Source organism: Umezawaea sp. Da 62-37 (assembly GCF_032460545.1).
Taxonomy (GTDB): Bacteria; Actinomycetota; Actinomycetes; order Mycobacteriales; family Pseudonocardiaceae; genus Umezawaea.
This window is the reverse complement of the sequence record NZ_CP135965.1, coordinates 10,528,625-10,549,720: the sequence shown is the minus strand read 5'-3', so window position 1 is coordinate 10,549,720 and position 21,096 is coordinate 10,528,625. Positions and strand designations below refer to the sequence as shown.

Annotated in this window: 20 protein-coding genes and 1 pseudogene; 12 read left to right on the top strand and 9 right to left on the bottom strand. The window is 72.4% G+C overall.

Translation table 11 applies throughout. The features are described from left to right. Positions 1–109 precede the first annotated feature (109 nt). Positions 110–970, top strand: coding sequence for an SDR family NAD(P)-dependent oxidoreductase (locus RM788_RS47425; RefSeq protein ID WP_315927683.1), 861 nt, complete (start codon positions 110–112; stop codon positions 968–970). A 15-nt stretch (positions 971–985) separates the two neighbouring features. Here RM788_RS47425 and RM788_RS47420 read toward each other — a convergent pair whose 3' ends face one another. After that, complete coding sequence (locus RM788_RS47420) at positions 986–2,197, bottom strand: cytochrome P450 (protein WP_315934918.1); 1,212 nt, start codon at positions 2,195–2,197, stop codon at positions 986–988. 176 nt (positions 2,198–2,373) lie between these two features. Between RM788_RS47420 and RM788_RS47415 the strand changes: the two genes are divergently transcribed. Both RM788_RS47415 and RM788_RS47410 read left to right on the top strand, forming a co-directional pair. Then, positions 2,374–2,961, top strand: coding sequence for a TetR/AcrR family transcriptional regulator (locus RM788_RS47415; RefSeq protein ID WP_315927681.1), 588 nt, complete (start codon positions 2,374–2,376; stop codon positions 2,959–2,961). Then, the gene (locus tag RM788_RS47410) at positions 2,958–4,103 is read left to right on the top strand and encodes a GDSL-type esterase/lipase family protein (protein ID WP_315927679.1); all 1,146 of its coding nucleotides are present in this window, start codon (positions 2,958–2,960) and stop codon (positions 4,101–4,103) included. The genes RM788_RS47415 and RM788_RS47410 overlap by 4 nt, the downstream gene beginning before the upstream one ends. A 4-nt stretch (positions 4,104–4,107) precedes the next feature. Here RM788_RS47410 and bla read toward each other — a convergent pair whose 3' ends face one another. Next, complete coding sequence (gene bla, locus RM788_RS47405; protein ID WP_315927677.1) at positions 4,108–5,028, bottom strand: class A beta-lactamase; 921 nt, start codon at positions 5,026–5,028, stop codon at positions 4,108–4,110. 107 nt (positions 5,029–5,135) lie between these two features. Between bla and RM788_RS47400 the strand changes: the two genes are divergently transcribed. Beyond that, complete coding sequence (locus tag RM788_RS47400; protein WP_315927675.1) at positions 5,136–6,011, top strand: LysR family transcriptional regulator; 876 nt, start codon at positions 5,136–5,138, stop codon at positions 6,009–6,011. Beyond that, positions 6,008–6,907 (top strand): serine hydrolase, encoded by a 900-nt coding sequence (locus tag RM788_RS47395; protein WP_315927673.1) that lies wholly within the window; start codon positions 6,008–6,010, stop codon positions 6,905–6,907. Before RM788_RS47400 ends, RM788_RS47395 begins: the two co-directional genes overlap by 4 nt. Before the next feature lie 676 nt (positions 6,908–7,583). Here RM788_RS47395 and RM788_RS47390 read toward each other — a convergent pair. Beyond that, positions 7,584–8,492: an AraC family transcriptional regulator gene (locus tag RM788_RS47390; protein WP_315927671.1), complete on the bottom strand. Its 909-nt coding sequence runs from the start codon at positions 8,490–8,492 to the stop codon at positions 7,584–7,586. 120 nt (positions 8,493–8,612) lie between these two features. Between RM788_RS47390 and RM788_RS47385 the strand changes: the two genes are divergently transcribed. Then, on the top strand, positions 8,613–8,918 hold the full coding sequence (locus RM788_RS47385; protein WP_315927670.1) for a putative quinol monooxygenase: 306 nt from the start codon (positions 8,613–8,615) through the stop codon (positions 8,916–8,918). 31 nt (positions 8,919–8,949) lie between these two features. Then, positions 8,950–9,906 (top strand): alpha/beta hydrolase, encoded by a 957-nt coding sequence (locus RM788_RS47380; protein ID WP_315927668.1) that lies wholly within the window; start codon positions 8,950–8,952, stop codon positions 9,904–9,906. 10 nt (positions 9,907–9,916) lie between these two features. Here RM788_RS47380 and RM788_RS47375 read toward each other — a convergent pair whose 3' ends face one another. From RM788_RS47375 to RM788_RS47360, 4 genes are all read right to left on the bottom strand, one after another. Next, complete coding sequence (locus RM788_RS47375; protein WP_315927666.1) at positions 9,917–11,218, bottom strand: hypothetical protein; 1,302 nt, start codon at positions 11,216–11,218, stop codon at positions 9,917–9,919. Next, a complete protein-coding gene (locus RM788_RS47370) occupies positions 11,211–11,822 on the bottom strand; it encodes an RNA polymerase sigma factor (RefSeq protein ID WP_315927664.1) in 612 nt (203 codons plus the stop codon). The genes RM788_RS47375 and RM788_RS47370 overlap by 8 nt, the downstream gene beginning before the upstream one ends. A gap of 83 nt (positions 11,823–11,905) precedes the next feature. Continuing rightward, positions 11,906–12,505 (bottom strand): dihydrofolate reductase family protein, encoded by a 600-nt coding sequence (locus RM788_RS47365; RefSeq protein WP_315927662.1) that lies wholly within the window; start codon positions 12,503–12,505, stop codon positions 11,906–11,908. Positions 12,506–12,531: 26 nt separating this feature from the next. Then, positions 12,532–13,701, bottom strand: coding sequence for an FAD-dependent oxidoreductase (locus RM788_RS47360; RefSeq protein ID WP_315927660.1), 1,170 nt, complete (start codon positions 13,699–13,701; stop codon positions 12,532–12,534). Between the two features lie 69 nt (positions 13,702–13,770). Here RM788_RS47360 and RM788_RS47355 point away from each other — a divergent pair, with 69 nt between their 5' ends. The 4 genes from RM788_RS47355 (at position 13,771) to RM788_RS47340 (ending at position 19,122) form a co-directional block, all read left to right on the top strand. Next, positions 13,771–14,418, top strand: a complete 648-nt coding sequence (locus tag RM788_RS47355; RefSeq protein WP_315927658.1) for a TetR family transcriptional regulator — start codon at positions 13,771–13,773, stop codon at positions 14,416–14,418. Positions 14,419–14,611: 193 nt separating this feature from the next. Next, on the top strand, positions 14,612–17,824 hold the full coding sequence (locus RM788_RS47350; protein ID WP_315927656.1) for a family 78 glycoside hydrolase catalytic domain: 3,213 nt from the start codon (positions 14,612–14,614) through the stop codon (positions 17,822–17,824). A 49-nt stretch (positions 17,825–17,873) separates the two neighbouring features. Next, positions 17,874–18,710 (top strand): GNAT family N-acetyltransferase, encoded by an 837-nt coding sequence (locus tag RM788_RS47345; RefSeq protein ID WP_315927653.1) that lies wholly within the window; start codon positions 17,874–17,876, stop codon positions 18,708–18,710. A gap of 43 nt (positions 18,711–18,753) precedes the next feature. Beyond that, positions 18,754–19,122, top strand: a complete 369-nt coding sequence (locus tag RM788_RS47340; protein ID WP_315927651.1) for a hypothetical protein — start codon at positions 18,754–18,756, stop codon at positions 19,120–19,122. A 75-nt stretch (positions 19,123–19,197) separates the two neighbouring features. Here the strand turns inward: RM788_RS47340 and RM788_RS53290 are convergent. Together RM788_RS53290 and RM788_RS47335 are read right to left on the bottom strand one after the other, a co-directional pair. Next, positions 19,198–19,461, bottom strand: a pseudogene (locus tag RM788_RS53290) (SDR family oxidoreductase); the annotation flags it as partial. Positions 19,462–19,531: 70 nt separating this feature from the next. After that, positions 19,532–19,891, bottom strand: coding sequence for a winged helix-turn-helix transcriptional regulator (locus RM788_RS47335; protein ID WP_315927649.1), 360 nt, complete (start codon positions 19,889–19,891; stop codon positions 19,532–19,534). Positions 19,892–20,027: 136 nt separating this feature from the next. Here RM788_RS47335 and RM788_RS47330 point away from each other — a divergent pair, with 136 nt between their 5' ends. Further along, the gene (locus RM788_RS47330) at positions 20,028–21,089 is read left to right on the top strand and encodes an LLM class flavin-dependent oxidoreductase (protein ID WP_315927647.1); all 1,062 of its coding nucleotides are present in this window, start codon (positions 20,028–20,030) and stop codon (positions 21,087–21,089) included. The last annotated feature ends 7 nt before the right edge of the window (positions 21,090–21,096 follow it).

Below are 21,096 nucleotides of genomic sequence, written 5' to 3'. Positions count from 1 at the left end.
GCGTCCGAGGTCGCGCAGGGCGCGCGATGGGCCTCCACGGGGCCTTGTCCCCCACCAGGCTTGAGCCGTGCCGCGATCCGGCGGTGCCTTCCCGAACACGAGGACGACGATGACCTTCCCGACCGATCGACCCGCGACCTGGTTCGTGACCGGCGCCTCCCGCGGCCTCGGCCTCGAGGTGGTCAAGCAGCTGCTCGACCGGGGTGACGGCGTCGCCGCGACGACGCGGTCACCCGAGCGGCTGCTCACCGCGCTCGGCGACGACGTCGACTCCTCCCGGCTGCTGCCGCTGGCCGTCGACCTGCGCGACGCCGAGGCCGTCACGCGGGCCGTCCACCGGACCGCCGAGCACTTCGGCGGTCTCGACGTCGTCGTGAACAACGCGGGTTACGGCTTCCTCGCCGCGGTCGAGGAGACCGGTGAGCGCGAGGTGCGCGACATGCTCGACGTCCAGGTCGTCGGCGTGTGGAACGTCCTGCGCGCCGCGCTGCCGATCCTGCGGGAGCGGAGGAGCGGCCACGTCGTCAACGTGTCCTCGATCCTCGGACTGACCGCCATGCCCGGCTGGGCGCTCTACTGCGCGGGCAAGTTCGCGCTGGAAGGCCTCAGCGAAGCCCTCGCCGCCGAGGTCGCGGGCTTCGGCATCGAGGTCACCATCGTGGAGCCGGGCTACTTCCGCACCGATTTCCTCACCGGCGACTCGATCGCGTTGCCCGCCGGCACCACGGACGCCTACCCGGCCATCCGCGGGATGACCGCCGACCACCTGGCGTTGCACGGTTCCCAGCTCGGCGATCCGGTCAAGGGCGCGGAGGCGATCATCGGCCGGGTCGTCGACGGTGGTGGCCCGTTGCGCCAACTGCTCGGTTCGGACGCCCACGCCTACGCCACGGCCAAGGTGGACGCCCTGCGCGCGAACCTCGACGCCACCGCGTCGACCGCGGGCACCACCGACTTCCCAACGGCCTGACACCGCCGGTCCCGCCTACCAGGTGACCGGCAGCTCGTGGACGCCGTAGATGGTCATGTCGGCCTTGAGCCTCACCTGGTCGGCGGGGACCGCGAGCGCGAGCGTCGGGAAGCGGCGCAGCAGCCCCGCGAACCCGGCCCGCATCTCGATCCGCGCCAGCTGCTGGCCCAGGCACTGGTGGACGCCGTGCCCGAAGGACACGTGACCGCGCGCCTTGCGGCGGATGTCCACCTCGTCGGGGTCGTCGAAGCGCAGCGGGTCGCGGTTCGCGGCGAGCAGGGAAACGACGACGGTCGATCCCTTCGCGATCGTCTCGCCTCCCAGCTCGATGTCCTCGGTGGCGTAGCGGAAGAGGATGTCCACGACGGACAGGTAGCGCATCAGCTCCTCGACGGCGTCCGGCATCAGCTCCGGTTCGGCGCGCAGCGCGGCCAGCTGCTCCGGGTGCTCCAGCAGGGCGAACGTGCCCAGCGCCAGCATGTTCGCGGTGGTCTCGTGCCCGGCGAGCAGCAGCAGGAACGCGATGCCGGTCAGCTCCTCGATGGTGAGGTCCTCGTCGCGGGCGAGGTCCGACAGCATGTCCTCGCCGGGCTCGGCTCGCTTGCCCGTGACCAGCTCGGCCAGGTACGTGGTCAGGGCCAGGTACGCGCCGATCTTCTCCTCCAGCGACTGGTCCTTGACCAGGAACTGGGCCGAGTTGGCCTGGAAGTCGGCCCGGTCGGCGTAGGGGACGCCGAGCATCTCGCAGATCACCAGCGACGGCAGCGGCAGCGCGAACTCCTTGACCAGGTCGACCGGCTGGGTCATCCGCGCCATCGCGTCCAGCCGCTGCTCGGCGACCTCGACGATCTGCTCCTCGAGCTGCCGCATCCGCTTCACGGTGAAGGCGCCGGTCAGCTTGCGCCGCAGCCTCGTGTGGTCCGGCGGGTCCATCGCGATGAACAGGCCGGGGGTCTGCGGGGACGGCTCGGTGGGGGCGGGCATGCCGGGGGTCTCGTACGGCATGTGCAGCACGCCGAGGTCCTGCCGCGAGCTGAACCGGGTGTCCGCCATGAGCTGCCGGACCGCGTCGTAGCCGGTGACGAGCCACCCCATGTGCCCGTCGGGGAAGGCCATCGGGCTGACGGGGCGGGCACCGCGCAGGCGGGTGATGGCGCGGGGCGGGTCGAAGGGGCCCGCGTCGCGCTCCGTGGGGAGCCCCTGCGGGACGGGAACCGGGTGCGTCATCGGGATGTCTTCGTGCGACGTCTTGTTCATGGCGCCACTCTGGCACACAAATGGCGCCATGGCGAGCCATGTTGGCTCATCTAGGTGCCACAAGGGAAAATCCCGTGTGTCGGACGTCGCCTTGCCTAAAGGCTTTAGGCAATTGCAGAATGCTCATAGGCAATGGAGGAGGCGCTGTGGGACGTGCGGGACTGACCGTGGACCGGCTGGCCAGGGCGGGCGCGGAACTGGCCGACCGGATCGGCTTCGGGCAGGTGACGGTCTCGGCCGTGGCCCGGCTGTTCGACGTGCAGGTCTCGAGCCTGTACTCCCACGTCCGCAACTCCGAGGACCTCAAGACGCGGATCGCCCTGCTCGCGTTGGAGGAGATGGCCAACCGCGGTGACGCCGCGCTGGCCGGGCGGGCCGGGAAGGACGCCCTGGTGGCGTTGGCGAACGTCTACCGCGACTACGCCCGCGAGCACCCCGGCCGCTACGCCGCGGCGCGGACGCGGCTCACCCCGGAGGCGGCCGCCGCCAGTGCCGGCGGCAGGCACTCCGCGATGACACGGGCCGTCCTGCGCGGCTACGACCTGGTGGAGCCCGACCAGACGCACGCGGTGCGGCTGCTGGGCAGCACCTTCCACGGCTACGTGGAGCTGGAGCTGGGCGGGGGTTTCGACCACAGCGCGCCCGACGCGGACGTCAGCTGGTCGCGGGTCCTGGACGCCCTCGACGCGCTCCTGCGCCACTGGCCCGAACCGGACGACGGGTTGACGACATGATCACCACCACCATCACCTCCGACCTCGTGCGCGGCGCGCTGGAACTGGAGCGCACCGCGCACGGCCTGCTGCCGCACCGCCTGCCCGCCCGCGCCCGCGCGCAGTCGACGGACGGCCAGCTCGCGATGGCCGAGGCCCAGCCCGCCGGCGTGCGGGTCGTGCTGCGCACGGCCGCCACGACCGTCGAACTGGACGTGCTGCCCACCAAGACCGCCTACGCGGGCGTGCCCCAGCGGCCGGACGGCGTGTACGACCTGCTCGTCGACGGCCTGCTGACCGCACAGGCGACCGCGGACGGTGGCAACGTCCTGACCGTCGACATGGCCACGGGAGCCTCCGCGACCACACCCGGCCCGGTCGCCACCGTGCGCTTCACCGGTCTGCCCGACGGCGTCAAGGACGTGCAGATCTGGTTGCCCCACAACGAGATCACCCAGCTGGTCGCCCTGCGCACCGACGCCCCGGTCGACCCGGCGCCCACCGGTGACCGCCGGGTGTGGCTGCACCACGGCAGCTCCATCAGCCACGGCTCGAACGCCGCGAGCCCCAGCACGACCTGGCCCGCGCTGGCCGCGTCCCTCGGCGGCGTCGACCTGGTCAACCTCGGCTTCGGCGGTGGCGCCATGCTCGACCCGTTCACCGCCAGGGCGATGCGCGACACCCCGGCCGACCTGATCAGCGTGAAGATCGGCATCAACCTCGTCAACGGCGACGTGATGCGCCTGCGCGCCTTCGGTCCCGCGGTGCACGGCTTCCTCGACACCATCCGCGAAGGGCGGCCGACCACGCCGCTGCTGGTCGTCTCGCCGATCCTGTGCCCGATCCACGAGGACGCCCCCGGCCCCAGCCTGCCCGATCTCAGCGGGCTCGCCGAGGGCAAGGTGGTGTTCCGGGCCGCGGGCGAGCCCGGTCCGGGGAAGCTGACGCTCACCGCCATCCGGGACGAACTGGCCCGGATCGTGGCGCTGCGGGCGGCCGACGACCCGAACCTGCACCACCTCGACGGCCGCGTGCTCTACGGCGACGCCGACGCGGCCGACCTGCCGCTGCCGGACCGGCTCCACCCGGACGCGGCCGCGCACCGCAGGATGGGGCAGCGGTTCGCCGAGCACGTGTTCGGGTCCGCCGGGGCGTTCGCCTGAGGTCCTACCCCGCCAGGCCCAAGGCGGTCACCACGACCTGGGTGGCGCGTTGCAGGAGCGCGTCGTCGCGGACGGCGTCGGCGGTGGCGCGGTCGGAGAGCACGGCCAGCACGATCGGGGCGTGGTCCGGCGGCCGGAGGACGGCGATGTCGTTGCGCGTGCCGTAGGCGGCGCTGCCGGTCTTGTCGTCGACGGCCCAGCCCGCGGGCACCCCGGCGCGGATCGCCTTGTCGCCGGTGGTGTTGCGGCGCAACAGGTCCACCAGCACGTCGCGCTTGTCGGCGGGCAGCACGTCGTCCACGGCGACGGCGCGCAGATCGGTGGCGAGCGCCCGCGGCGTGCTGCTGTCGCGGAGGTCGCCCGGAGAGGTGTCGTTCAGGTCGGGTTCGATCCGGTCGACGCGCGTCGTGGTGTCGCCGATCCCCCGCAGCGCCTCGCCGAGCGCCGCCGGGCCGCCCAGTTCGCGGAACAGCAGGTTCCCGGCGGTGTTGTCGCTGTACCGGATCGCCGCGTCGGCGACCTCGCGCAGCGTCATGCCGGTGTCGACGTGCTTCTCGGTGATCGGCGAGTTCGCCACCAGGTCGGCCGCGGTGTAGGTGACGACCTCCTCCAGTTCGGGCAGCGTGTTGATCCCAAGCACAGCGGCGGCCGATAGGGCCTTGTGGGTGGAGGCGTAGGCGAAGCGCTCCCCGTCGCGGTAGGACACCTCCCGACCGGTGCCGGTGTCGATCGCGTGCACGCCCAGGCGCGCGTCGAAGGCCTTCTCCAGCCCGGCGAAGTCGGCGTCGGACCGCGCGCCGGAGGTCGTGGACACCGGGGACGCCGGAGGTGTCGCGGTCGTCGGAGCGGCCGCCGCGGAGCACGCCGTCAGCGCGGTCGCGGCGAACGCCGCCGCGAACGCGCGGCGCAGCAGGTGGTTGGTCACCGGGTTTCCCTTCGTGGTGGGTGGGATCCGCAGTCTCACCGCCATCGCCCCATGCCGTCCAAGACGGGAACGGCGGGTTCGATGCGTTCCCGTCATAAGCTCTGGTCATGGACCTGGTCGGCGCGTGCAGGGCGTTCGTCAGCGTGAGCGAGCGCGGCAGCTTCACCCTCGGCGCGGCGGCGGCCCGGATTCCGCAGTCGGTGGCGAGCCGCCGGATCGCGGCACTGGAGACGAGCCTGGGCGGACGGCTGTTCGACCGGACGCCCCGGCGCGCGAAGCTGACCCCGTTCGGGGTGGACGTGCTGCCCGCCGCGAAGCGCGTCGTGCAGGCCGCCGAGGCGCTGGAGCAGGACGCGCGCCGCGCCGGTCGACGCCCGCTGCGCCTGGCCGTGCCCGGTTCGTGCGGCGTCCGGACGCTGGCCCGGCTGGACGCCGACGCCCGCGCCCGCGGCGTTGTCCTGGACCTGCGCCCGGCGACGCCGTCCGAGCGGGTGGAGATGCTCCGCAACCAGGAGGTGCGAGCGGCGCTCACGGCGGTGCCCGCCGAGGAGGGCACGTGGTCGGTGCCGCTGGGCGTGGCCGGGGCGAAGCCGTTCGACGCGGACACCGTGCACCTGGACACGCTGCGCCCCGGCCGGGGTGTGCGGACGGCGCGGCGGGTGTGGCTGCAACCGGAGGACGACGTGCCGCACGTGCGGGACCGGATCATGCGGGCGCGCGACGCGCTGGGACTGCGGCCCTCGCAGGTCGTGGTGGCGGGGTCGCTGACGTCGGCCGTGGCGGAGGTGCTCGGTTCGGCCGACCTGCTGCTGTGCCCCGCCGCCCAGGCCGACGAACTGGATCTGCACTGGCGGCCGGTGGGCGGGCTCGTGCTGGCGCGCGGCTACGACGTGGCCGCCGGGATCGGCGACGACGCCGACCGCATCCGCACCGCGCTGGCGGGCCCGGTCGCGCGGTGCCTCGGCGCCGAGGCGGACGCGTGAGCGACGACGCGCTGGTTCGCGCCCTGCGCGAGGAGTTGGCCGACGGCGGGCTGCGCGGGTCGTTCCTGGTGCGCGACCTGGCCACCGGCGACGAGCTGGGCATCGACCCCGACGTGGAGTTCCCGCTGGCCTCGCTGGTGAAGGTGCCGCTGGCGATCGCGACGCTGGACCGCGTCCGCACCGGCGAGCTGGACGGCGCCGCGCAGATCCTCGTGCGGGCCGGGGATCCGGAGTCGCCGGGGCCGCCGGGGCTGAGCAGGTTCCGCCACCCGGCGTTGGTCGCCGTGGAGGACCTGGTCTACCTGAGCACGTCGATCAGCGACGGGGCCGCCGCGGACGCCCTGTTCGCCCTCACACCGCCCGCCGAGGTCGGCCGCCGACTGCGCGGCTTCGGGCTGCGCGGCATCGCCGTGCGGCACCCGATCAGCGACCTCACCGACACCCCCGCCGAGCGCTTCGACCCCGCGGAGGTGCACTTGGCCCACACGCTCGCCATCGGCGCCCGCACGGCGGGCCGCGGCCACCCGGTGCCGCAGCTCGACGTGAGCCGCGCCAGCTCCGGAACCGCGCGGGCGATGGCCGATCTGCTCCAAGCCCTGTGGACGCCGACGGCGATCGACCCGGACGTGGCGGCGCGGGTGCGGGATCTCCTGGCGCACAACGTCCTGCGCCAGCGGCTCGCCCCGGACTTCACGTCCGACTCGTCGAGGTGGTCGTCCAAGACGGGCACGCTGCTGAACCTGCGGCACGAGGCCGGGGTCGTGGAGCACGACGACGGCCGGGTGTTCGCCGTCGTGGCGATGACCGAGTCGCGGGTGGCGGCGGCGGCGCAACCCGAGGCCGAGGCGCTGATGGGCCGGGTGGCCCGAGCGCTGCGGGACCGCCTGCGGCTGTAGGCGTCCCTCACCGGGCATCCGCGGGAGGGCACTCGCGAGCCCCGAAGACCTGCGCAGAACGAGGGGCCCCGGCGCAGTAGCGCCGGGGCCCCAAGGGTTGTCGGATTCCACTTCCACCTAGCCGACCGTGGGATCGGCTTCCTCTGTCCGCGCGACCCGCACTAGAAGCGGGAGCAACGGGGATCGCATGTGCGTAACCGAAGACCACCTTCCAATCCGATGGAACCGCGGTACCCGTCCGGCTGAGATCAACCGAAACCGGGCGATCCGATGGTGTGCAACCCTTCCCTTCTCCTCTGATTGCCGACATTCCTCACGAGGTGATCGACACCGGGACGTACTGCACACACCCGGACAACATCGCCGACCATCCTGGCCACCTGCCTGGAACCCCTTCAACCGATCGGCTCCGGCACACCTGGCCGTCCTGCACCAGCAACTCATACTTCTCATTGCAACTACTTCTTATTGCAACTCGGCCGTCGGCGCACTTCCGATCACTTGCCGACAACCCCTGGTCCACTGCCGAGGAGCCCCTTCACCGTCTGGCCCCAGCACGTCCGACCGTCTTGCACTTGACCTCACGGGCAGTTCGTCATCTCCCGTGTCACTGACTTTCTCTCTCTCAACAAGGAGAACACTACACACAGCTGCCCATGAATGTCTACCTCCGCGATCATAGATTTACTCGTTCGAGTGAAAGAGCTGGTGAGGTGCCACGAAGGCGGGCGGCGTCCTGGCTGGGCGGCGCTCCGAACTGGCGGCGGTACTCGCGGCTGAACTGCGACGGGCTGTCGTAGCCGACGCGGCGGCTGACGCCCGCGACGTCGTCGGGATCCGTGGCGAGCAGGAGCCTGGCGCGCTGGAGCCGGATCTGCTTCTGGAACTGGATCGGGCTCATCGCGGTGACGGCCTGGAAGTTGCGGTAGAACGCGGACGTGCTCATGGCCGCCAGCCTTGCCACGTCCTCGACGCGGAACGACTCGGCGTGGTTGTCGCGGATCCACCGGACCGCGCCCGCGATGTGGGCGAGACCGCTGTCGGCGAGGCCGAGCTGGCGGACGACGGCACCCTGCTCGCCGGTGATGAGCCGCCAGAGGATCTCCCGTTCGACCAGCGGCGCGAGCACCGCGATGTCGCGCGGCCGGTCGAGCAGGCGCACCAGCCTGGTCACCGCGTCGACCAGCTCGGCGGACGCCTCGTTCACGGCCATGCCGGACGGCACGCCCGCCGACGGCGGGAGGTCGCCGGGAGCGGCCTGCAACAGCAGCTCGGCCACGACGGCGGGGCGCAGGACCAGGCCGAAGCCCACGGCGGGCCGGTCGGGGCTGGCCTCGGTGAACCGGCCGGTGATCGGCATGTCGACCGACGCGACGAGGTACTGCCCGGCGCCGTAGGAGTACACGCGGTCGCCCAGCGCGATGTGCTTCGCGCCCTGCGCGATGAGCGCCAGCACCGTGCCCGACATCGCGGGTGACGGCGAGGTGGTCCGCTCGACCCTCGAGATCAGGACGCCGTCGACGGCCGTGGTCATGTCGGGCCGGGCGTGGCGTTCCAGCAGGTCGCGCAGCTCGTCGAGGCTCATCTCCCGATGATCGCCGCGTTGGGAGGATCAGGCAAGCAACCAAGAGCATCCTTCTACGGTTTCCGCAGTTGGAGGTGATGTGATGGTTCCAGTCGAATCCCACCGACGAGGAGAATCACCATGATCGTCAACCACGGTTTCCACGCCACCATGACCGCCCTGCCCGGCAAGGGCGACCAGCTCGTCGAACTCCTGCTCGACGCGCCGTCCCTGCCGAACGACGACTGCGCCGTCTTCCTCGTCAGCCGCTCGGCGGGCGACCCGGACGTCGTCCACGTCACGGAGGGGTGGACCAGCCAGGAGGCCCACTCCGCGTTCTTCGCGACCGGGCAGGCGCGGGAGCTGGTCGCACGGCTACGACCGCTGCTGGCGGGTGAGTCCGCCTACCTCGACGCCGTGCCCGTCGGCGGCAAAGCCGCGTTCTGACCCCCGACCACTCCGCCGAGAGGACTCCGCGATGACCACGCCCCGCCCCGCTCTCGACCCCGAACTGCGCGCGCTGCTCGCCGATCTGCCGCTGATGACCGAGATCCGTCCCGAGATGCTCGCCCGACTGCGCGGGTTCTCCTCGGCCCCGGTCGAGCCCCTGCTCGAAGGCCGCGCCGTCGACCGCCGCGAACTCACCGTCCCCGCCCCCGACGGCACCCGGATCCCGCTCTCGGTCTTCAGCCCGCCGTCACCCGTGAACGCGCCGTGCGTCTACTGGATCCACGGCGGCGGCATGGTCATGGGCGATCGCTTCTCCCAGATCGACATCCCCCTGGACTGGCTGGACCTGGTCGGCGCCGTCGTCGTCTCCGTGGACCACCGCCTCGCCCCGGAGGCCACCGGCACGACGCTCGTCGACGACTGCTACCGCGGCCTGCTCTGGGTGGCCGAGCACGCCGACGAGCTGGGCGTCGACCCCGCCCGGATCGTCGTGGCGGGCGCCAGCGCGGGCGGCGGCCTGGCCGCGGGCGTCACCCTCATGGCCCGCGACCTGGGCGGCCCGTCGATCGCCGCCCAGGTCCTGGTCTGCCCCATGCTCGACCACCGCAACGACACCACGTCCAGCAGGCAGTTCTCCGGCATCCCCGCCGTCTGGACCCGCGAGATGAACGAGTTCGGCTGGCGCTCGGTCCTCGGCGGTCTCACCGAGGTGTCCCCCTACGTCTCCCCCGCCACCGCCGACGACCTCGCCGGTCTGCCCACGACCTACGTCGACGCGGGCACGGCCGAGGTCTTCCGCGACGAGGACGTCGACTACGCCACCCGGATCTGGGCCGCGGGCGGCCAGGCCGAGCTGCACATCTGGGCGGGCGGCTTCCACGGGTTCGACGCGCTCTACCCGCGGGCGGGTCTGTCCGTCTCGGCGCGGCGCACGCGCGGCGAGTGGCTCGCCCGCGTCCTGTCCCCGACCTCCGCCGAGGTCTGAGGACACGCGGTCAGCCTCCCGGTGAGAACTGTTCGAGCACGGCGCCCCCGGCGTCCCGAACGGTCACCTCGACGCCCGGCGGAACCGTGGCCATGCCCTTGGTCGCGGGGCCCGCGAGGACGAACGTGCCGCCCGCGATGACGGCCGTCGCGTCCGGAAAGCCCTGGCGCGTCAGGGTGATCGAGGCGGCCCGGTCGTCGAGGACGATGCCGACGTAACCGCGGCTGTCGCTGCTCTGGGCACCGTCCGGTGTGGACTGGAAGTCGTAGAAGCGCCCCGTGCCCCAAATGGACCGGCCGACGAGTTCCTGGCCCCCGGAATGCGGCCCGGTGATGTCCGACAGGTCGACGACGCCGAGGCTCGGGGGCTGGTCCAGCTCGCGGACCGCGCACACGACGAGCAGGTCGTGGTAGCGGCCGAGCTGCACCTCGCTGGTCGCGCTGAGCACGGCGTGCGCGCCGGGCACCCAGTTGGCCCTGTCCGGAGCCGGTGCCGGTCCGGCGTCGAGGCAGGCCCCCAGCCGACGACCCTCGTCGGTGACGCGGTCGCCCGGCGGCTGCGGCCGGTCGACGGTGGCCGGGCTCGGCGCGGGCAGATCCGTCGCGGGGAGTTCCCGTTCGGAGTCGACGACGAACGTCACCCCCGTCTCCACCCCGCGGAAGCCCTGCGGGGTGAGGAAGACGTCGCCCGCGATGAGCGCGTGCGCGTTCTCCATGCGGCCGTCGGCCGCGAGCAGTCGGAGCAGCCCGACCTGCGGCTGGACGAAGCCCGCCACGGACCCCTGGGTGGAGATGAACCGGATCCGCGCGGGCGCTCCCCCGGTGTCGGGCGCCCACGACCGGGACACGGTGACCGACGTCGGGGTGGTCTCGCAGAAGAACACGCCGTCCGGGCCGGTCCTGAACGCCGACAGCGTGGTCTCGTGGACCACGGTCGTCATCAGCGGTGTCCACGCCTCCTTGCCCGGCAGTCCCCGCGCCTCGGCCGCGCAGCGGTCGACCACCTCCGGCGGGGCCCAGCCGTCGCGCGCGTGGAAGTCGTCGACCAGGTCCGGCGGCGGGAGTTCGCGCGTCTGCGGCGTGTTGGGGACGGTGCTCGGACCCGCGGCCGTCGAACCGCCCCCTCCCCCGAGGCCCTGGGTGACCACGGCGCCCGCGGCGGCGAGCAGCACGACGGCCGCGGCGATCACCAGCGGCGTGCGGTGGGAGGTCCGGCGCGGTGCGGCCATGCCCTCGGCCAGGTGCAGGCGGGCCCGGTCGCGGACGCCCTCGGGCAGCGGTCGGGACGGCGGGAAGTCCAGTGGGTCACTCATCATGGGTCCTCGTGGTCAGGTCGCGGAGCTTCGTCCGGGCTCGGGACACGCGGGAGCGCACGCTCGTCTCGGCGATGCCGAGCAGCGCGGCGGCGTCCGCGGTGGACATCTCGCCCAGCAGGCACAGCCGGGCGACCTCGCGTTCGGAACGGGGCAGCCGTCCCACCGCCACCACCACCCGCCGCAACCGGTCCTCCGCCTCCGAGCGGTCGGCCAGCTCTTGGGCGTGGTCGGCGACGACAGCGGTCTCGGCGAGCCGGAACAGCACCCGCTGCCTGCGCCTGCCCGCCCGCCACTCCGTGCGGGCCAGGTTGGCCGCCACGGTGTACAGCCACGGCAACGCCGACTCGCGCACCAGCACCCCGTCCCCGCGCTTGCGCCACGCGGCCAGGAACGTCGCCGACAGCAGGTCGTCCGCCGTCGACCACGACGCGGTCAGGCGGTAGGCGTAGTTCCACACCCGTTCCGCGTGCCGCTCGAACAACGCGGTGAAGGACGCGTGGTCGCCGTCGCCGATCGACCCCCACAACGTCGCGTCGGTCGGAGGCGGCTCGCCGGCACCCAGCGTCGTCACCCCCGCGATCCTGCCCTTGGTGGTCGTCACACCTGCTTAGGGCCGCCCCCGTTCCGCTGTTGCGTGATGCCGGTCACCCCAGGCCGGTCGGGCGCTCGCCACGACGGGATCGGTCATGAGGGCTTGCGGGTGTAGCGCAGGTGCGTGACGCGGGGTGTGGGGCGGACGTCGGCCTGGACGAGTTCGGTGTGCCCGACGCCGTCGAAGAGCCGTTCGCCCCGTCCGAAGAGGACCGGGACGAGGTGCAGCCGCAGTTCGTCGACCAGTCCCGCCGCCAGGTACTGGTTGGCCGTGGCCGCCCCGCCCGCGATCGACACGGCCCGCTCGCCCGCGGCCTCCCGAGCCCGGTCCAGGGCTTCGGCGATGCCGCCGGTGACGAAGTGGAAGGTCGTGCCGCCCTCCCTCGGGATCGGCTCGCGGGCGTGGTGGGTGAGGACGAACACCGGGCCGTGGTAAGGCGGCTCCGCGCCCCACCAGCCGGTCCACTCCGGGTCCCACGGCCCCTGCCCCGGTCCGGCGAACATGTTGCGACCCATGATGAACGCGCCCGCGTCGACGATGGCCGCGCTTTCCCGCGCATGTTCCTCGGGCTCGTCGAACTTCCACCGGTGCAGCCCGATCCCGCCCTCGCCCAGCGGGGTCTCCGGCGTCTGGTCGGGCCCCGCCAGGTAGCCGTCCAGGGAGATCGCCAGGTCGCAGTACACCGTGCCCATGAGTCCGTCCGTCCTGCCCAGCCCCGTCACGGGGCGTCCGGTCCCCGGTCCGCGGGTGCGGCCGGTTCCACCGCGGTCGTGCCGAACATCTGCTCCGCCCGGCGCAGCGAGTCGGCGACGACCTGCCTGGCGTGCCCGATCATCTCCCGTTCGTACCCGGCCAGCGCGTCGACGAGCGGACCACCGCCGCTCAGCGCCCCGGTGAGCAGGGCGGCGTCGTGGAGCGCGGTGTTCGCCCCCGCGCCCGCCGCCGGGGTCATCGGGTGGACGGCGTCGCCGAGCAGCGTGACCCGGCCGGTGCGCCACGGTTCGATCCGCGTGCACGAGCGCAGGGTGATCGGGAACGCCGAGTCGGCGTCCGCGGCGGCGACGATCGCGCGGATCGACGGGTGCCAGCCCTCGGTCCCGGCCACCACGACCTGCCACAGCTCGCGCGGGTCGAGCGCGAACAGCTCCTCGTCGGAACGGCCGAGGGCCTGCGGGGTGCCGGTGAACACGACCATCAGGTAGTCGCCGTACTCCTCGGGCGGTTCGCGGAACAGCACCGGGGCGAACGCCGCGCCGCGCCCGGAGCCGTCCGAGGCGAAGCAGAAGCCGCGCAGGAACGCGGCCGGGACGTGGGCGCGCACCGCGTCGGTGAGCGGCAGCTTGCCGTACACGCACCGCACCCCGATGTCGGCGACCTCGAAGTCCGGCAGCAGCCGTGCCCGGACCCGCGATCCCACGCCGTCCGCGCCCACGAGCACGTCCGCGGTCGTGGTCCGGCCGTCGGCGAAGCGGACCTCCACCCGCCCGTCCCCGGTGTCGGCGTAGTCGACGAACTCGTGTCCGAAGTGGACGACGTCGTCCAGACCGGTCATCAGCGCGCGGCGGAACGCGTACCGGTCGACGGCGCCGACCGCGTCCGGATCGGTCACGGGGAACGTCTGCTCGAACAGCGGCGCGAGGTGGCTGTCGAACCCGGCGAGCAGGTCGCCGGGATGGCAGGCGGTCTCGACGACCCGTCGTCGGACGTCGGGTGGCAGCACCTCGGCCAGCGCGCGTCCGCCGGTGTCGTCGATGTGGATCCGGTACCCCTGGTTCCGCTGCCTCGGGCCGGAATCCCGCTCGTACACGCGCACCCGGACGCCGTTGGCGACCAACCCCTGCGCCAGCGCGAGTCCTCCGACACCGGCACCGACGACCACGACTTCCATGCCATCCCCTTAGTCATCCGTTTGGTTGACAGTATCAGCTGTTCGGATGACACGGCTATAGTGAGCGCCATGACCGACAAGGCGCCCCGCCGTTCGCCGGAGCCCGCGGAACGGCAGCGCGACGCCGAGCGCAGCAGGCACCTCCTGCTGGAGGCGGCCGTGGCGGAGTTCTCGGCGCACGGCTTCAGCGGCGCGCGCGTCGGCGACATCGCGGCCAGGGCCGGGGTCAACAAGCAGCTGATCTCGTACTACTTCGGCGGCAAGCAGGGGCTCTTCGACGCCATCAGCGACCGGTGGCGCCGCGACGAGCAGGCGCTCACCAGTCCGGACGCCCCGCTGTCGGAGATCGCCCGCGAGTACGCCCTCCAGACCTCCCGGTCCCCCGACCTGGCGCGCCTGGTCCTGCGGCAGGGCCTCGACGGCACGGGTGCCACGGCCGGGAACGAGGACGCCCAGCGGACGCGCTTCCGCGAGGTGGCGGCGGACTTCGAGCGCAGGCGGGAGGCGGGCGAACTGGCCGCCGACCTGGACCCCGCGTCGGTCGGACTCGCCCTCTTCGCGATGGCCGCCGCCCCGGTGGGCTTCCCCCACATCGCCCGAGCCCTCGGCCTCGACGTGGACGCGCCGGACTTCGGCGAGCGCTACGCCGCCCAGGTCGCCCGCATCGTGTCCCTGCTGTCCGACGACCGGCCACGACCTCTCCGAACGGATGGCTGACGGCCGTTCCGGAGCTTTCCGATAGGCCCGACAGGCGGCCGTAGGTCCCGCGATCCGAGCCCGACTCCGCTCCGTTATGACCCTTGTCACATCCTTCGGCTGGCGATACGGTTTCCCCGACCTGATCAATGAAACGTTTCAAAACACCGCGGGCCAAGCCGACGAGGAACGTTCCCCCAACGGAGGAAATGCGATGCGATCGCGTGTGGTGGGGGCTTCGGCCGTGTTGCTGCTCCTGTTGGCCGTGCCGGTCCTGGGCCCGGCTCCGGTCATGGCCGACCAGCGCGGCGGGCCGCCGCACGCCTCCCTGGCGGTGGACGTCAAGGGCCTGACGGTCGAACACCAAGGGGAGCCGCTCGGCATCGACGCGGCCAAGCCGAGACTCAGTTGGGAGTCGGCGTCGAACGTGCTCGGCGCCCAGCAGTCGGCCTACCAGGTGCAGGTGTCGTCCGCGTCGAACGGGACGGGCGACGTGTGGGACAGCGGCAAGGTGTCGTCGTCGAGGTCGTTCGACGTCGAGTACGCCGGACCCGGCCTGCGGTCGCGCACCCGGTACTACTGGCGCGTCCGCGTCTGGGACGCCGCGCAGCAGGTGTCGGCGTGGAGCGCCGCGACGTGGTTCGAGACCGCCTTCCTGAACCAGGGCGACTTCCACGGCGACTGGATCGGGGCGCGCGCGCAACCGGTCACGACGTCGCTCCAGGGCGCGAACTGGATCTGGTTCCCCCAGGGCAACCCGGCGGACTCGGCGCCCGTCGGCACCCGCTACTTCCGGCGGACGGTCGACCTGCCAGCGGGCGCCGCGGTCACGGCGGCCCACATCCAGCTCACCGCCGACGACAGCTTCACCCTGCACGTCAACGGCCAGGAGATCGCGCGTTCGCCGCAGGTCGGCGACTCGTGGCGGACGGCGGTCGACGTGGACCTCACGGCCGTCCTGCGTCCGGGGCGCAACGTCGTCGCGGTCCGGGCCGCCAACGCGCAGCCCGGACCGTCGGGACTGGTCGGCAAGCTGCACGTCGAGGTCGCGGGGGCGGCCCCGGTCGACGTCGTCACCGACGCCGCGTGGAAGTCGTCCGACGTGGAGACCGCGGGGTGGCAGCAGCCGGACTTCACCGACTCGGCGTGGCCCGCGGCGCTGGTGGCCGCCGCCTACGGCTCGGGTCCGTGGGGGAACTCGGTCACCGCCGCGACACCACCGGAACCGCTGCTGCGCAAGGGCTTCACGGCCACGAAGCAGGTCAGGTCCGCTCGCGTCCACGTCATCGGCCTCGGGTACTACAAGCTCTACCTCAACGGCAAGCGGGTCGGCGACCACGAGCTGGACCCGGCGTTCACCGTCTACGACAAGACCGACCTCTACGCGACCTACGACGTGACCCAGCAGCTGCGGGCCGGGGACAACGCGCTCGGCGTGAGCCTGGGACGCGGCTACTACGCCATGACGAACCCGGACGAGTGGGTGAGTTCGCCGTGGCACGCCGAGCCGAAGCTGAAGCTCGAACTGGACGTCACCTACGCGGACGGCTCGACCACGCAGGTCCTCAGCGACGGCAGCTGGAAGATCGCCGACGGCCCCACGACGTCCGAGTCGCTGTGGTTCGGCGAGACCTACGACGCCCGGCTCGAACGGCCCGGCTGGAACCAGGTCGGGTTCGACGACTCCGGCTGGCGCCCCGCGCTCGTGGTCCCCGCCCCCGCCGGGAAGCTCGCCGCGCAGTCGTTCCCGCCGATCAAGGTGACCGACACCCTCGCGGCCAAGAAGATCACCACCCCCGTCGCCGGGACGGCGGTCCACGACTACGGCACCCCGACCGCGGGCTGGGCGGGTGTCGCCGTGCGCGGACCGGTCGGTGGCCAGGTGACGATCACCTACGGCGAGAAGCTCAACGAGGACGGCACGGTCAACAACGTCGGCGGCTTCGGAATGCAGCTGCAGAAGTACACCTACGTGCTGAAGGGCGTCGGCCTGGAGTCGTTCACGCCGAGCTACTCCTACGCCGGGTTCCAGTACGTCCAGGTCGTCCCGTCCGCGGGGGTCACCGTGCAGTCGGTGACCGCGCAGCGCGTCCACACCGCGGTCGACAAGACCGGTGACTTCACCAGTTCGAGCGACCTGCTCAACCGCTACCACGCCGCGCAGGCGAACACGATCCTCAACAACCTGCACTCGGTGCCGACCGACACCCCGATGTACGAGAAGCGGCCCTACACCGCCGACGGCATGCTGGCCGCCGACTCCGCGATCGCCGGTTTCGACATGCGGGACTTCTACGAGAACTGGATGCGCGCCCACCGCGACGACCAGACCCCCAGCGGGAACATCGGCCAGACCGTGCCGGGGACGGTGGGGGCCAAGGAGGTCGTCGACCCGGTGTGGACCGCGAGCTTCGTGCTCGTCAACCGCGACCTCTACTGGTACTACGGCGACCTGAGGCCGCTGCGGGACAACTACGGTGCGATGAAGTCGTGGCTCGGGTTCTTCGAGGCCGCCATCGCGAAGACCGGTTACGTCTACACCGGCGGCAGCTACGCCGACTGGCTCTCCCCCGGCTTCGCCATGCCCCCCGAGGGCGCGCGGCTCGCGGGCACCGCCTACCTCCACAAGACCGCCACGGCCCTGGCGGAGATCGCCCGCGCGCTCGGGCAGAACGACGACGCGGCCCGCTTCGACAGGCTGGCGACCACGATCGCCGCCGCCTTCAACACCGCGTTCTACGACGCGTCGAAGGGCGCGTACTTCGACAACCCGGCGGCGGGCTACCGCCAGACCTCCAACCTGCTGCCGCTGAGCCTCGGCATCGTGCCGGTGGCCAACCGCGCCACCGTGATCGCGAACCTCGTCGGCGACATCAACGGCCGCGGCGTGCACCTCAACACCGGCGCGCTGGGCACGAAGCTCATCCTCCCGGTGCTCACCGACACCGGGAACTCCGAACTCGCCTACCGCGTGGCCACGAACCCGACCTACCCCGGTTGGGGCTACTGGTTCCAGGCGTTGGGCGCCACCACCATGTGGGAGGAGTGGCCCGCCGGGTCGCGGTCCCGCCAGCACGCCTTCATGGGCACCGTCGACGACTGGCTGTACCAGGACGTCGCGGGCATCCAGCCCGCCGCACCCGGCTACACCAAGGTCAGGATCCAGCCCTTCCCGGTCGGCGACCTGCGCACCGCCTCCGCCGAGATCACCTCCCCTCTCGGCGTGGTCCGCTCCTCCTGGACCCGCGACGGGAACCGCTTCACCCTGCGGGTCACCGTGCCCGTCGGCGCGACGGGCCAGGTCTACGTCCCGGTCCGCGCGGGCGGCAAGGTCACCGCTCCGCCCGGCGCCGCGTTCGAGAGCACCCTGCCCGGTTACGCCGGGTACCGCGTCGGCTCCGGGACCTACGAGTTCCGGGCCGATTAGCCCGCCGTGCCCCCTCGTCGGCGGTCGAGGGGGCACGGGATCATGCGGCATGCGCTCGGACGGCTGGCACCTCACCGAAGACCTCGACGAGTTCCTCGCACGGGCCGGGGAGTTCCTGCGGTCGAGGCCCGCCCTGCACACCACGCCGTTGACCACGATCGAGAAGCTGCGGACGCGCGGGCCCGGCGCCGGAACCACCGTGTTCGGCTGGCTGGTGGAGGAGGGCGAGGTGCGCGCCTGCCTCCACCGCCTGCCTACCCTCCGCGTGAACGCCACGGTCCTCTCCCCCGACCAGTCCGACGCCCTCGCGGCCCACCTGGTCGACGCGGGCCTCGCCGTCTCCGGTGTCTCCGCGGTCCACGACACCTCCACCGCGTTCGCCGAGGCGTGGCGGCGGCGCACCGGCGCGACTTCGATGCCTACCTGGGCGGTCCGCCTCCACCGGCTGGGCGCGCTCACCCCGCCGGACCCGTTCCCGGAAGGCCGGAGACGGACGCCGGACCGCGAGGAGGTCATCCGCTGGTGCGGTGAGTTCGTCGTCGAGGTCGGCGAGGCGCCCGGCCTGGACGCCGAGGCCTGGGCGGGGTCGCGGTTCGCCGACAAGCACTTCGCGTTCTGGGAGGTCGGGGGCACCCCCGTGGCCATGGCGGCCTCGACCACGATGGTCGCGGGCATGGTGCGGGTGGATCCCGTCTACACCCCGCCCCGGTTCCGGGGGCGTGGTCACGCGGGCGCCGTCACGGCCGAGGTGAGCCGGGCGGCGCTGGCCGCGGGCGCGACGGACGTGGTGCTGTTCACCGATCCCGCCAACCCCACGAGCAACGCCCTCTACCGGCGGCTCGGGTACGTCCCGATCGCCGACTTCACCGGCCACGCCTTCGCCTGAGCCGAACCGGACGCGGGGTGGCCGCGGGCCGCGTCGATCCAGGATGTCGACCGCGGCTTCCCGTGGACAGCGCCGGATCGACGAGATCGGCGAGGAGAGTCGGCGTCGCATCCTCGACGCGGCCGAGGGGCTGTTCGCCGATTACACCGCCTGGGTGCGCGGCGACGACGCCCGGCGGCGCGACGGCCTCGAGCACTGGGCACGCGTCCAACGACCGCGGGACGCGGACCCCGAGGCCGCGGCGACGCGGGAGCACGCCTTCGCGGTGGCGCTCAACGGGGCGCTCATCGGGATCCACCTCCAGGCGCTCATCGACCCCGGCAGCTTCGACCTCGACGAGGCCATGCGGGCGGTCGTGGACCGGTTCGGCACGAACGTCACCGGCATCTGGGACACCCCGCCCGCCGCCTGACCCGACCCAGCGGTCAGGGGGCCCCGCCGGGCACGGAGTCGAGCAGGTCCGCCATCCGCTGCTCCGGGTAGGGCCGCAGCAGGTCGCCGGTGTGGATCCGTGCTCGGCGACCGCCGGCCGCAGCGACTCCGAGAGCCCGACCACCGCGAACTTGGCGGTCACGTACAGCACGTTCGCGTCGGCCACCAGACCGGCGCCCGACGACGTGTTCACGACGTGGCCGCCCGCGCCGCGCCCGATCATGCGGGGCAGGAAGGTCTGGATCCCGTTGACCACGCCGGTCAGGTTGACGCCCAGCGCCAGGTCCCACTTCCCTCCGCCATCGACGCCTATGTCCACCTGACAACTCTGTGTCGGAAGGCATAGACGAAGCACGGGTGCCACGAAGGAGGAGTCAGGTCTGGCGACCTCAGGAGGCGGACGGGCCCCGGGCCGCCCATTCGTTGCCCCACGCGGCGACCGCGTCGAGCACCGGGGCCAGGCGGTCGCCGATGGCGGTCAGCTTGTAGCGCACCTCGACCGGACGGCTCGTCGTCGTCACGACGCGCTCGACGACGGCGGCGGCCTCGAGTTCCTTGAGCCGCTGGGACAGCATCGCGTCGGTGACGCGCGGGATCCGTTCGCGCAGTTCGAGGAACCGCAGGGGGCTTTCGAGCAACTGCTGGAGGATCACGCCGTTCCACTTGCGGCCGATCAGCTCCACGGCCGCGTGGAAGTTCGGGCACGCCCCTTGGTGCGCACCGGCGCCGTTCCCGACCGTCTCGCTCACGGATCCCAGCGTAGCCCACCACGTTTTTCGGGGTGCTACTCTACTTTTCATAGCTCACTATGAACTAGCGAGCACACTACGGAGAGGAGTGGACCATGGTCGACGCGGAGGAAGCCGTCCGGAAGCCGCGGCGGTCATGACGGTCGACATCGGCATCGCGTCGCTGACCGACCTGCGACCGCGCACGGTCGACGGACGCGACCGCACCGCCGAGGAGCGGATCTCCCAGATCACCGCCCTCGCCGAGCTCGCCGACCGCGAAGGCCTCGACCACGTGGGGATCGGGGAGCACCACAACCCCGAGTTCGTCGTCTCCTCCCCCGCCGTGGTGCTGGCCGCCGTCGCGGCGCGCACCACCCGCGTCCGGCTCACCAGCTCGGTGAGCACGCTCAGCGCGCTGGACCCGGTGCGCCTGCACGAGGACTTCGCGACCCTGGACCTGATCAGCTCCGGCCGCGCCGAGCTCACGGTCGGGCGCAGCGCCTACCCGGAGCCGTTCGCCCTGTTCGGCTACGACATCGACGACTACGAGGCCCTGTTCGAGGAGAAGCTCGACCTGCTCCTGCGGCTCCGGGCCACCGAGCGCGTCACGTGGCGAGGCCGGTTCCGCAGCCCGCTCGCCGACGCCGCGGTCGTCCCCAGGCCCGTGCAGCCGGTCCTCCCCGTATGGCTGGGAGTCGGGGGTACGCCGACCAGCGCCGCGCGGGCGGGACTGCTGGGGCTACCGATGATCCTGGGGTACATCGGCGGCGGTGTCGACCACCTGGCCCGCCTCGCGGACGTCTACCGCGAGGCAGGCGACCGGGCAGGGTACGGCGACCGGCTCCGACTCGGTGTGGCGGTGCACTACTTCGGCGCGGCGACCACGCGGGAGGCGTTGGAGACCTACCCGCACTACCACGACTTCCTGCGCCCCAAGCGTCCCGGCGGAGGCGGGTTCACGGTGGGTCCGGAGCAGTTCCGCGCGGGCCTGGAACCGGGCCGCCACCTGATGATCGGCACGTCCGAGCACGTCGCCGGGAAGCTCGTCGACCTGGTCGACCGGTTGCGGGTCGACCGCGTCCAGGCGCTCGTGGACTGGGGCGGACTGCCCGAGCGGCAGGTGGAGGAGTCCGTGACCCGGTTGGCCCGCGAGATCGCGCCCCTGGTCCGCGCGCACGTCGCGAGAGGCGGGCAGCGCTCTTCCACTGCCACATGAGGAAAGG